The sequence below is a fragment of the Tenacibaculum soleae genome (assembly GCF_030549005.1).
In the GTDB taxonomy this organism is placed as follows: Bacteria; Bacteroidota; Bacteroidia; order Flavobacteriales; family Flavobacteriaceae; genus Polaribacter; species Polaribacter soleae.
Genome location: NZ_JAUOSW010000006.1, coordinates 167,103 through 180,736, shown reverse-complemented (window position 1 = coordinate 180,736; position 13,634 = coordinate 167,103). Strand labels below are relative to the sequence as shown.

Annotated in this window: 10 protein-coding genes; 9 read left to right on the top strand and 1 reads right to left on the bottom strand. The window is 31.6% G+C overall.

Annotated features, from left to right (window positions below; genetic code table 11):
- The 8 genes from Q4586_RS10630 to Q4586_RS10595 form a co-directional block, all read left to right on the top strand.
- Positions 1 to 3,922 (top strand): T9SS type B sorting domain-containing protein (locus Q4586_RS10630; RefSeq protein ID WP_303528901.1); only part of this gene is annotated, 3,922 nt, incomplete at its 5' end.
- A gap of 2 nt (positions 3,923 to 3,924) precedes the next feature.
- Positions 3,925 to 4,872, top strand: coding sequence for a PorP/SprF family type IX secretion system membrane protein (locus Q4586_RS10625; RefSeq protein WP_068704892.1), 948 nt, complete (start codon positions 3,925 to 3,927; stop codon positions 4,870 to 4,872).
- A 65-nt stretch (positions 4,873 to 4,937) separates the two neighbouring features.
- Positions 4,938 to 5,825, top strand: a complete 888-nt coding sequence (gene rluF / locus Q4586_RS10620; protein ID WP_303528900.1) for a 23S rRNA pseudouridine(2604) synthase RluF — start codon at positions 4,938 to 4,940, stop codon at positions 5,823 to 5,825.
- Between the two features lie 126 nt (positions 5,826 to 5,951).
- Positions 5,952 to 7,082, top strand: a complete 1,131-nt coding sequence (gene tgt / locus Q4586_RS10615; protein ID WP_303528899.1) for a tRNA guanosine(34) transglycosylase Tgt — start codon at positions 5,952 to 5,954, stop codon at positions 7,080 to 7,082.
- Positions 7,083 to 7,096: 14 nt separating this feature from the next.
- Complete coding sequence (locus tag Q4586_RS10610; protein ID WP_084443154.1) at positions 7,097 to 8,182, top strand: LptF/LptG family permease; 1,086 nt, start codon at positions 7,097 to 7,099, stop codon at positions 8,180 to 8,182.
- A complete protein-coding gene (locus Q4586_RS10605; RefSeq protein ID WP_303528896.1) occupies positions 8,169 to 9,068 on the top strand; it encodes a DMT family transporter in 900 nt (299 codons plus the stop codon). Before Q4586_RS10610 ends, Q4586_RS10605 begins: the two co-directional genes overlap by 14 nt.
- Before the next feature lie 87 nt (positions 9,069 to 9,155).
- Positions 9,156 to 10,109 (top strand): acetyl-CoA carboxylase carboxyltransferase subunit alpha, encoded by a 954-nt coding sequence (locus Q4586_RS10600; protein ID WP_303528895.1) that lies wholly within the window; start codon positions 9,156 to 9,158, stop codon positions 10,107 to 10,109.
- Positions 10,110 to 10,222: 113 nt separating this feature from the next.
- Positions 10,223 to 11,296, top strand: a complete 1,074-nt coding sequence (locus Q4586_RS10595; RefSeq protein ID WP_303528894.1) for a DUF6563 family protein — start codon at positions 10,223 to 10,225, stop codon at positions 11,294 to 11,296.
- A 54-nt stretch (positions 11,297 to 11,350) separates the two neighbouring features.
- On the opposite strand, the gene Q4586_RS10590 is transcribed toward Q4586_RS10595, so the two are convergent.
- Positions 11,351 to 11,983, bottom strand: coding sequence for a 7-carboxy-7-deazaguanine synthase QueE (locus Q4586_RS10590; protein WP_068704905.1), 633 nt, complete (start codon positions 11,981 to 11,983; stop codon positions 11,351 to 11,353).
- Between the two features lie 85 nt (positions 11,984 to 12,068).
- Here Q4586_RS10590 and Q4586_RS10585 point away from each other — a divergent pair, with 85 nt between their 5' ends.
- Positions 12,069 to 13,592: a helicase HerA-like domain-containing protein gene (locus tag Q4586_RS10585; protein WP_303528892.1), complete on the top strand. Its 1,524-nt coding sequence runs from the start codon at positions 12,069 to 12,071 to the stop codon at positions 13,590 to 13,592.
- Positions 13,593 to 13,634: the final 42 nt, after the last annotated feature.

Here is a 13,634-nt window from a genome sequence, read left to right as displayed (position 1 = left end):
AACCAATAGTGGTGGAACTGAAGTAGCAAATTCAGGTTTAACAACTACTACACCTTATACCTTTAGTAACTTATCAGTCGAGACATATACGGTAAGTGTAATAGATTCAAACGGCTGTGCCGCACCAGCGCCAGCAGCAGTAACAATCAGTGAAGACTTAGTATTTACGTTAAAAGAAACAAAACTATTAACATGTGACGCACCAATGGCTGCAGATGTTGTTATAGATATTGTTTCAGGGTCAGGAAGTTATGAATATGTGATAACAAGAGATGATAGTGGAGCAAATACAGTTGTAGAAGGAGGAGTAGGAGTTGCTTTACCAAGTGATCCATATACATTTAACCCTACAATAGCCGATAGGTACACGGTAACAGTAACCGATACAGGAGCAACACCAAACTGTCCTGTAGTAAACATAATAGATATTGCAGCAGCAGTTGAACCAGCGTTTACGACAGCAGTAACCCACGCTACGTGTAATGGTGGGGCAAACGGAAGTATCGCAGTTAATGTAACAGCAGGAGTAACACCTTTAAGTTATAGTATAGTTCAAACAGCAGGTTTAGGATTAGTGGCAGGACAAGCAACATGGGATGCAGCAAGCAATTCATTTATCAATGTACCAGCAGGAACTTATACGGTAACGGTTGAGGGCGATAATGGCTGTTCGACAGATGTGGCAGATGTTGTCGTAAATGATAATCCAGTATTAACAGTAAACGCACCAACAGCAGTTCAATTTGGATGTACCACAGGAAATGATGTAAACAACGCTACGTTAAGTATTAGAGCAGAAGATACATTTGGAGTATTAGGCGGAACAACTGTATATTCAACCGTAGAGTTGTACCATGATGTAAATGGAGATAATCCAGCAGATAACTTATCAAATACAGCAGATGATGTTCAAATAAGTACGGTAACAGTAACCGGAACGAATCATGTATTTTCAATAAGTGATGTTACAGGCGGAAGTTATTATGTACGTATTGTAGACAGTGCAAATTGTAGTGCAGTATCATTATCTACAATAATAGCTCCATTTGAAGCGATTACAGATATAAATATCAGTTCAGTAAAAGATATTGATTGTGCAACAGGAGAAGATATCTCAGTAAAAACAGTAACAAATATTGATAATGTTACTTATGAAATAATAAGTGGTCCAGTAACCCGTGCAGCTCAAATAGTAACACCAGCAACAGGTTCTGCAAACTTTACCAATTTACCAACAGGTACATATACGATAACAGCAACGCATCCAACAACAGGTTGTGTGTTTACTAAAGATTATACGGTAGGAACTGAGCCAAGTTATACGGTAATTGCCAACAACGCACAAGCAACGTGTTTTGGAGCAGCAGGCGGAAGTATTGATGTTAGTTTTGATTCGAGTACATTATATGCAGGAAATTACACTTATGTTGTAATGGACGATAATGGTACTCCTGGTAATGTAGCAGATGATAATGACATAACTGCAACAACAACAGCAGATGGAACAGGAGTAGGAAATGTAACAGAAACTATTGGAGGCTTATTAGCTACCCCAACAGGATTTAGTTATTATGTAGCAGTAACAATGGTAAATACACCATTCTGTACCATAAATACGAATGAGTTTACCATAAATGAGCCAACGGCAATATTAGCATTGGATGGAGATGTTACATATATTAGTTGTAATACAAGTACGGGTGAGGTTATCTTAACAGGTAGCAATGGTTTTTCTGGTTATGAGTATCAATTAACAAACACTGCAACACCAGGTACACCAGTTCAAAACTTTAGCACTAATCCTAGAATTACAGGTTTAGTTGCGGGTAGTTATACTGCTACGGTAAGAGATGCTGCTGGTTGTTTAGCAACGTTTGATTTCGATTTAAACGCTACAACACCAATGTCAGCTGATGTAAATTTAGTAGAAAATCAATGTGAAGGTGAATACACTGCAAGTATTGAGATAACCAATGTAATGGGAGGTCAAACTCAAGATACTTCGGTAAGAAGTTATACGTATATTTTAATCTACCCAGATGGATCACAAGTTGAGCAATCATCAAATATTTTTGAGAATTTACCTGCAGGAGCAACTTATCAAGCTATTGTTAGAGATAGTAAATATAGTTGTGAATATAGAGAAGATGTAGCTATTGTTGATCCTACAAAAGTAACAGCATCTGTAAATATTACAGCAGATATTACATGTTCAAATTCAGGAGCAACGGTTGAATTAGCAGGCGCAGGTGGTACAGGAGCTTATATGTTTAGTGATGATGGTATTACTTATGTAGCTAGTAACACGTTTATAAATGTAAGTGCAGGAAATCATGTTTTCTACGTACGTGATGCTAATAATTGTGTAGATGATGTTGCTGTTAGTATTGATGATTATGAAGCATTAACACCTACGTTAAACGTAATATCAGCTTTTGTAACTTGTAATGGTAATAGTAACGGAATATTATCGGCAGATGTAACTGGAGGTTTTGGTAATTATGAATATCAATTAGAAGAAAGCCCTAGTAATACTGTAGTAGCACCTTGGCAAAGTTCAAATACTTTTACAGGTTTAGCAATTGGTGATTATCATATTAGAGTAAGAAGTACTAATAGATTTGGAGTTGAATGTACTGAGGTAACAAGCCCAACAACAATAGCAGAGCCAGCACTATTAGTAGCAAATGAAACACATACCGATGTAACTTGTTATGGAGGTAATGATGGTACTATTACAGTATCGGCTACTGGAGGAAATTTAACAGGTTATGAATATAATATTAGTTCAGATCCACCAATTAAGTTTGTTACCAATAATGTGTTTAGTAATTTATCAGCAGGATCTTATGTTATTACAGTAAAAGATAAATTAGGATGTACAACAACAATACCTGTAACAATTACTGAGCCAGCAGAGTTTACCGCAACGTTAACATCTGTAAATGAGCAAGAATGTATTAATGACGCAACGCCAGTTATAACTTTAGATGTGCAAGGAGGATTGCAACCGTATTATGTAAGTATTAATAATGTAGAATTAACGATGCCTTATAATACAAATACAGTTGTTTTAGGAGCCGCAGAAGGTATTATTGGTGGTGAAGCATACTATATTACGGTAAGAGATAGTGGAACAAATTGTGATGCGCCAGCACCAATTAGATTAACCACGGGTACCCCAGTTGATTTAGCATTAACAGTTGATTTTGAATATACCTGTCCGACAGGAAATATAATCAAAGCAATTGTTGCCGATCAGTATAAGAACAATATGTCTTATACGTTATATGATGGATCGGGTAGCGCAATTACAACAAATAACACAGGAGAATTTATTGATGTTGCATCAGGAAATGGTTATACGGTTACAGCAACCCACACAGGATCATCTTGTGCTGAGAGTTCAACTAGTGATCCTATTGATATTGATAATATCCAGGCATTAACAATGACTATTGATGATACTCAGAAGAATAAATTAATAGCCAATGTAGACTTTGGACAACCACCATATAACTTTACTGTTGATGGAGTTGATTATGGAACAGATAATGAGTTCTTAATCTTACAAACCAAAATGTATACAATTACGGTAAGAGATGCAAGAGGTTGTGAGGTTACAATAACAATAGAGGGAGTTTATGTTACCATTACAGTATTAAACTTATTTACTCCTGATGGAGATGGAATAAACGATTATTGGTATCCGGTAGATGTAGAACCTTACCATAATATTAGAGTGTTAATTTATGATAGGTATGCTCGTAAGATAACAAACTTCCAAGGTTTTGTTCAAGGATGGGACGGTACATACGATGGTAAACCAATGCCAGCAGGAGATTATTGGTATACTATTTATTATAATGAATTATCAGGAGAAGAGAAGAAATTAATGGGACACTTTACATTATACAGATAAAAATGAGAAAAATATTAATAACAATAAGCATCGTAATTTGTAGTGTAAAATTAGCAGCCCAAGAAATTAATTTACCTCAATATATTAGTCATTTAGCAGACAATCCATTTTTAATATCACCAAGTTATGCAGGTATTGGAAGCGGTTTACAAATACGACTAAACGGAGTAAGTCAGTGGATAGGAGTTGAAGATGCACCAGATACACAATCATTAGTGGTAGAAGCACGTATTGCCGACCGTTTTGGTGGAGGTATTACTGTTTTTAACGATAAAAATGGATATACAACTCAAAAAGGAGTGAAGTTATCATTGGCAAGTCACTTAACATTAAGTAATTTTCACGATAGTTTCCTATCATTTGGTATAAGTTATAATTTTACTCAATTTGGTATTGATACTTCTAATAACAATTCAGGACAAACTGTAGCCAATATATCAGAAACAAATTCTAACTTCGATGTAGGTTTATTATATCGTTACGAACGCTTTAGTATAAGTGCAAACGTAAATAACTTATTAAATAAAAAAGTAGAAAACTTAAGAACTAATGAACCTGAATCTTTACGAAGATATACTTTTTACAGTTCATACGTATTTACAAGACTTAGTAACAGAGTAGAAATTGAACCTTCTATGTTTGTTGAATATTATGAAGCAGATAAAAGATCAAGAACCGATATGAACGTTAAAGTAAGAAAAGGAATTAATGATGGTTATGTTTGGGCAGGTTTGAGCTATACTTTTTTAAATGATCAGTTTTTTGTACCCAATGCAATAGCTCCTTTAGTAGGTCTTAAAAAAGATAATTTATACATGTCATACGGTTTTAGTATTAATATGAATAAAACACAAGATTTTAATTACGGAACCCACATGATTACTCTTGGATTTGATTATGAAAGAAGACCAAGTTTAGCACGTTGTACACAAGACATGATGATTTTTTAAAAAACAAAATAATATATTATAAATCCTCAAGCCAAAACTTGAGGATTTTCTTTTTCTTTGCAACAATGGAAAATAATAATCAAACATCAATCAATCTTAATAAGTTTATTAGCAGTACAGGAATTTGTTCTCGTAGAGATGCCGAAAAATTTATTAAAGCAGGTCGAGTTACCATTAATAAAAACGTAGCTCAATTAGGTAACCGAGTTTTTAAAGGCGATAAAGTTCGTGTTGATGGACGGTTATTGGAATCAAAACCGAAAACATTATACATCGCTTTAAATAAACCTGTAGGAATTGTTTGTACGACAGATAGTAAAGAAAAAAAGAATATTGTAAAATTTGTAGGTCATCCAGAACGATTATTTCCTATTGGTCGTTTAGATAAACCATCCGAAGGATTAATATTTTTAACTAATGATGGCGATATTGTAAATAAAATTTTACGTGCCGGAAATAATCACGAAAAAGAATATATTGTTTCGGTTGATAAAAAAATAACAGACAATTTTATTACAAAAATGAGTAACGGAATTCCAATTTTAGGTACTGTAACTCAAAAATGTAAAGTTGAAAAAGTAAGTGATTTTACGTTTAAAATTATTTTAACTCAAGGATTAAATCGCCAAATACGTAGAATGTGCGAGTATTTAGAATACGAAGTAACCAAGTTAAAGCGCGAACGTATTATGAATGTTTCTTTAGGGAAATTAAAAACAGGTGATTGGCGTGAATTAACAACTGATGAAATGAAAGAAATTAATAAAATGATTTCAAGTTCTTCTAAAACAGAAGAAGCATCAGTAGTTGTTGATAAAAAAAAGCCAAAACAACCAAAGAAGAAAACTCCCGAAAAATCAAACAGTTTTAATAAAAAAAGTGCTGCATTTAGAAAAAATTCTCCTAAAACAAAAAGAAATACTAATCAAAAATTTGGACGTAAACGTAAATAAATAGTAGTTACATCATACAAAGTAAAAGAATAAAATAAATAAAAAGTTCTTCACACAAACCGACCTAATAATTATTATGATTTTATTTACTTTTTCAATTCTTAAATAAGCGTATCTTTGTCCCTTATGCAATTCGACTTAAAAACAACCGACCCAAAAAGTAAAGCACGAGCAGGTGTTATTACAACCGATCACGGAACAATTGAAACTCCAATATTTATGCCAGTTGGTACCGTAGGTACTGTAAAAGGTATACATCAATCAGAGTTAAAAAATGAGATAAACCCAGATATTATTCTTGGAAATACGTATCATTTATACCTGCGTCCAAAATTAGAAACCTTAGAAGCCGCAGGAGGTTTGCATAAGTTTATGAATTGGGATCGTAATATTTTAACAGATAGTGGCGGATACCAAGTATATTCACTTTCAGGAAGAAGAAAAATAAACGAAGAAGGTGTAAAGTTTAAAAGTCATATTGATGGCTCTATGCATTTCTTTACCCCAGAAAATGTAATGGAAACGCAACGTACCATTGGAGCCGATATTATTATGGCATTTGATGAATGTACGCCATATCCTTGTGATTATAATTATGCGAAACGCTCGATGCATATGACGCATCGTTGGTTAAAAAGATGTGTAAATCATTTAGAAAAATTGCCTTTTAAATATGGATATGAACAAACATTTTTTCCTATTGTACAAGGTAGTACTTATAAAGATTTAAGAAAGCAATCAGCAGAATATATAGCTTCGGTAGGCGCTCAAGGAAACGCTATTGGAGGGCTTTCGGTAGGAGAACCAGCAGAAGAGTTGTATGGAATGACAGAGGTTGTAACTGCAATTTTACCAGAAGATAAACCTCGTTATTTAATGGGAGTTGGTACCCCAATTAATATTTTAGAAAATATAGCCTTAGGTATTGATATGTTTGATTGTGTAATGCCTACGCGTAACGCACGTAACGGAATGTTATTTACAGCACATGGTTCTATCAATATTAAAAATAAAAAATGGGAACAAGATTTTTCGCCAATAGATGAAATGGGAATTACTTGGGTAGACACCATGTACTCAAAAGCATATTTACGCCATTTATTTGCAGCAAAAGAAATGTTGGGTAAACAAATTGCATCTATTCATAATTTAGGGTTTTATTTATGGCTTACAAGAGAAGCTAGAAAACATATTATAGCAGGAGATTTTACCCAATGGAAAGATAAAATGGTAAAACAAATGGATAATCGTTTATAAAATAATTAGTTTTTTTGAAAATACTTGATTGGTACATATTAAAGCGTTATTTGGTAACATTTTTGTTTACTTTATTAATATTAATTCCTATTGCGGTAGCGATTGATATTGCCGAAAAGATTGATAAGTTTTTACGTGATGAGAACTTAACCTTCTTCGAAGTAGCTAACGATTATTATAAAAATTTTATTATTTATTACGCCAATACTTTTATGCCACTGGCATTATTTATAGCCGTAATATTGTTTACTTCTAAGTTAGCAAATAATACCGAAATTGTAGCTATAAATGGATCTCAAATATCATTTACTCGATTTTTATATCCTTATTTAATAGGAGCTACGATTGTTTGTGGAGTAGCATTATCAATGAATCATTTTTTTGTGCCATCGAGTAGCAAAACAAGAAAAGCTTTTGAAAAAAAGTATTTAAGTAAAAAAAAATATACAAATACGTCAGTTCGAGACTTTAGTTTACAGCTAAATGATAGTACTTATATTTTTCTACAAAGTTTTGATTTAAAAAGAAAATCAGGTTATAACTTTTCTACTGAGGTTTATGATGGAATTCAATTAAAATCCCAACTAACAGCTACTAATATAAAATGGAAAGAAAAAGACAGTATATTTAAATTATTTAGTTGGAAAGAAAGAAAAATATTTAAAGAAAGAGATAGTATTTTTACAGGAAATAGCTTAGACACTACGTTCGCATTTACTCCTAACGATTTAAATTACAAGAATGTTCTGGCTCAAGAAATGAAATCACCTGAATTAATTAAATTTATAGAGATTTCTAAAAAAAGAGGCGTTAAAAACTTAAACGCTCACTTAGTAGAACTATATAAACGTACAAGCTTACCAGTAGCTTGCTATATTTTAACATTAATAGCTGTTGCCTTAGCACATAAAAAAAGAAGAGGAGGAATAGGATTAAATTTAGCCTTAGGAATATCAGTAATGTTTGTGTATGTATTCTTTTTAAAAGTAGCAGAGGTATTAGGAGCCGTTGCAGGCGCCAATGCTTTATTAAACGTTTGGGTGCCAAATATTGTTTTTGGAGCTTATGCAATATATTTATACATCAATGCAAGGAAGTAAATTAAAAAATTATCTACACCTACATTTTATTGTTTTTATTTGGGGATTTACAGCAATATTAGGTGCTTTAATATCTATAGAAGCAATTCCGTTAGTTTGGTATCGTATGACATTAGCTGTTGTATTTATTGCAATCTATTTTTTTATTCGTAAAAAATCATTTAAAGTAGATAAAAAAGGGCTGTTAAAGTTTGCAGTGTCAGGAGTAATTATAGCGATACACTGGGTTACTTTTTTTAAAGCAATAAAAGTGTCAAATGTTTCAGTAGCCTTGGTAACTATGAGTACAGGAGCTTTTTTTGCTTCATTAATTGAGCCTATATTTTTTAAAAGAAAAATAAAAGGAATTGAAATTTTATTAGGAGGGTTAGTAATTGTAGGCTTGTATATTATATTTAATTTCCAGAGTCAATATGTATTAGGAATTGTTTACGCATTAATATCAGCCTTTTTATCGGCACTATTTGCAGTTTTAAATGGGTTATTTATAAAAAAATACGATGCAAATGTCATTTCTTTTTATCAATTATTATTTGGTGCCATAGGAATAACATTGTATTTATTTTTTACACAAAAATTTTCACTTCAGTTTTTTCAAATTACTACAAATGATTGGTTATATTTAATCATATTAAGTAGTTTTTGTACAGCTTATGCATTTATAGCTTCTGTTCATGTTATGAAATACTTAACACCTTACACAGTAATGCTAACTATTAATTTAGAGCCTATTTATGCAATAGTTTTAGCCTTAATAGTTTTTGGAGAAAAAGAACAGATGAATACCGAATTTTACTACGGAGCATTTATTGTTTTATTTGTCGTTTTACTAAATGGAGTTTTAAAAAATATGAGGTCAATTAAAAATAAAATAAATAAAAAGTAGTATTTTAAAAAAGGGAGAAAGCTAAATTTTACAATTTTTTAGTATGTTTGCCTTTACAAACAACGAATTATAAAATCAAACTATATAATGGAATATTTAGATTTTGAATTGCCAATAAAAGAACTAGAAGATCAATTGGTAAAGTGTTTTGATATAGGAAAAGAAAGTGATGTTGACGTTACAGAAACCTGTAAGAAGATTGAAAAAAAGCTAGAAAAAGCAAAAAAAGATATATACAAAAACTTAACCCCTTGGCAACGTGTACAATTATCACGTCATCCAAACAGACCTTATACTTTAGATTATATTAACGCAATTTGTGGTGATACCTTTATGGAATTACACGGCGATCGTAATGTAAAAGATGATAAGGCTATGATTGGAGGTTTAGGTAAAATAGGAGATCAATCATTTATGTTTATTGGTCAACAAAAAGGTTATAATACCAAAACACGTCAGTATCGTAATTTTGGAATGGCGAATCCAGAAGGATACCGTAAAGCATTACGTTTAATGAAAATGGCAGAAAAATTTGGTATTCCTGTAGTAACATTAGTAGATACCCCAGGAGCATACCCAGGTTTAGAAGCTGAAGAACGTGGACAAGGTGAAGCAATTGCACGTAATATACTTGAAATGACACGTTTAAAAACACCAATTATATCAATAGTTATTGGTGAAGGAGCTTCAGGAGGTGCTATTGGTATTGGAGTAGGTGATAAAGTATATATGATGGAAAATACTTGGTATACAGTAATTTCACCAGAATCATGTTCCTCTATTTTATGGCGTAGTTGGGAGTACAAAGAGCAAGCTGCCGAAGCTTTAAAGCTTACAGGGGATGATATGAAACGATTAAAATTAATCGACGGAATTATTGAAGAGCCAAACGGAGGAGCTCATGCTAACAGAGAAGGAGCTTTTAATGCAGTACAAGAGCAAATTGTAAAAGCCTTTGATGAAATTAAAGATTTAAATACTACTGATTTAATAGCCCAACGTATGGATAAATACGCTAATATGGGAGTGTATAAAGAATAGTAAATATGATATTTTTATAAAAAAAACTCACCTTTTGGGTGAGTTTTTTGCTTTTAAATAATAGTTGTTTTATAACTTAGCTATAATTAATAATTCTTATTTCTATAAATAATATGAAAATTTTTCTACCTTTTTTACTTATAATAATTTTTACATTAAATATTAACGCACAAAGTAAACCTCATATAGTAGAGTTAAAAGTTGAAGAAAATATAGCGGTTAGTAAATTTTATGTTTCAGAAATTATTGATAATCGGTTAATTAAAATAAATATAGGATTTGCTCAAAAAGGATTGTTTAATAAACGTGTTTCAGCGGTTTTACCTGATAGTATTCAAATATATTTAAAAGAAAAAATAAATAACATTCTTATAAAAGAAAAAGAAAGTGAACCACTCACATTAATTATCCATGAATTTAATGTTTCAGAAAGAACTAGTGCATTATCTGAAAAAGGAATTTTTAGATTCCGATTTGAGTTAGCAAAAAGAAATGAAGGTAAATTGTATTCACTTTGGTACACAGCATCTGAAGTTGAAAGTGGAGGAATGGATGTTACTAAAAAACATGGAACACGTATTTTAAAGGGAATAAAAGAAAGTTTAAAAGCTTTTTCTGAAAGTGATTGGGAAAATAAAAAAGGAGAATTAATAGTATTAGAAACTAACAAAAAGTTTGATTTTTCTAAAAAAATAAAAAAAGGACTTTATACTAGTTTTTCTCAATTAGTAGCAAACAATCCTTTTTTAGAAGATAATTATCGGCTTATAGCAAAAAAAAATAAAAAATATCCTAAATTTAAAATACAAAGTAATGATAGCAAAAAAATTAATAAGCGAATAACATTTATCTCAGATGGGACGCATATTTACATGAGTGCTTTACGATATAGTTATGACTCTCATTTTGTTAAATCATTATTAACAGGTAAATATCTTTATTTTGAAGATAGAGTTTCCGACCCATCATCAGCTGTTGCTTTTGGACTTATTGGAGCAGCTGTATCAAATAAAGTTAGAGGGATTGTACTCGATACAGATACAGGTTTAGTATATCAATTAGATAAAAAAAATATTTTAAAAATTCTTGAACCTTACCCTGAATTAAAAAAGAAGTATTCAAAAAGTAAGCAAACAATTGAGCTAAAAAAATTGTTGATAAAAACAATTAATAAAATGAATCAATAGTTTTGTGATAAATTATAAATAATAAAAAAGCAACCTAACTAGGTTGCTTTTTTATTATGGAATATTTAAATATTTGTGTGTTTGTAAAGAAACTCGCCATTTCGGATTTTTCATTACATAATCTACAATTAAAGGTGTCATTTTTTCTTTTTTACTCCATTCAGGTTGTAAAAAAAGTTGACATTTTTTACCAACTTTTTCCGCTTGTTCTTCAGCAAATTCAAAATCACTTTTATTATGAATAATCATTTTTAACTCATCTGCTTCCTTATAACACTCTTTAGTAGGTAATTTTGTTTTTTTAGGAGATAAACAAAACCAATCCCATTTCCCAGAAAATGGATACGCTCCAGAGGTTTCAATATGGGTTTTCATACCTTTATCTTGTAGTTGATTCGTAATATAATCTAAACTCCACATTAAAGGTTCACCACCAGTTATAACAACGGTTTTAGCCCACTTTTTAGCATTGGTAATAATAACATCTGTGTTGGTTGGTGGGTGTAAATTAGCATCCCAACTTTCTTTAACATCACACCAATGGCATCCTACATCACAACCACCAATTCTAATAAAATAAGCAGCCGTTCCTGTATGAGATCCTTCTCCTTGAATGGTATAAAACTCTTCCATTAACGGAAGCATTTCTCCTTTATTAATTAACTCTTGTACTTCTTTTTTCAACATAAGAGTGCAAAGATAGGTAAGATTAAAATTTTATGAATGATTTTTGTTACTTTTACGTGTTTTATCAATAAAAAGAATCGTAATAATGAGTAAAAACGAAACGTTTTTTAATTATATAAACGAAGGTTATAAAAGCAAAGGAGATTTTATCACTTTAGGAGCTGGGATGCTTGGCGAAGAAACGGTAACTAATGCGTTGGTTAATATCCCGTTAAAAACCTTAAACCGACACGGATTAATAGCAGGAGCTACCGGTACAGGTAAAACAAAAACTTTGCAGGTATTGGCTGAAAACATGTCAGAAAAAGGAATACCTGTATTGTTGATGGATGTTAAGGGAGATTTAAGTGGGTTGGCACAACCTAGTCCAGGACATGCTAAAATTGATCAACGCCATGAAAAGATAGGTATTCCTTTTAATGCGACGAAATTTCCAATAGAAATTTTATCAATTTCTGAACAAGATGGAGTACGTTTAAGAGCAACTGTGTCTGAATTTGGGCCAGTTTTATTATCGCGAATTTTAGATTTAACCGAAACACAATCGGGTATTGTGGCAATAATGTTTAAATATTGTGATGATCATAAATTACCTTTATTAGATTTAAAAGATTTTAAAAAAATTCTTCAATTTATTACTAATGAAGGAAAAGAAGAAATTCAATCTGAATACGGGCGAATTTCAACGGCTAGTACCGGAGCTATCCTTAGAAAAATTATAGCGATAGAGCAGCAAGTTGGTGATTTGTTTTTTGGAGAAAAATCATTTGAAGTTGATGATTTAACACGCGTTGATGAGAATGGAAGGGGGGTAATATCAGTATTACGATTAACTGATATTCAAGATAAGCCAAAATTATTTTCAACTTTTATGCTACAATTATTGGCTGAAATTTATGAAACATTTCCAGAGCAAGGTGATAGTGAGCAACCTGAATTAATTATTTTTATTGATGAAGCTCACTTAGTATTTGATGAAGCATCAAAAGCATTGTTAAATCAAATAGAAAGTATTGTAAAATTAATTCGCTCAAAAGGTGTTGGATTGTACTTTGTAACACAAAATCCTAAAGACGTACCAGAAGATGTATTGGCACAATTAGGAATGAAAATTCAACATGCTTTGCGTGCCTTTACAGCAAAAGATAGAAAAGCGATTAAATTAGCTGCTGAAAATTATCCAGATTCTGTATATTACGATACCAAAGAGGTTTTAACACAATTAGGAATAGGAGAGGCTTTAGTTTCAGTATTAAATGAAAAAGGAATTCCAACTCCATTAGTAAGAACCATGTTGCGAGCTCCTATGAGTAGGATGGATGTATTAACGGAGAAAGAAATTAAACAAGTTTTAGATAATTCGAGATTAATACCTAAATATAATAACACTATTGATAGAGAAAGTGCCTATGAGTTATTAAACGAAAAAATAGCCAAAATAAATAAAGAAAATACCGCTGAAGAACGCCAAAAAGAAAAGGAAAAAATTAGTGGAAGATCTTCTTCAACAAGAAGTAGAAGTACCCGACAAAATCCGATAATAAAAGTATTAACAAGTGCTACTTTTATTCGTAGTGTGTTTGGTATCCTAAAAAAAGTATTAAAGTAAAACAAATAATATAAATAAACGTTTTAATAAAAATAAACCAAC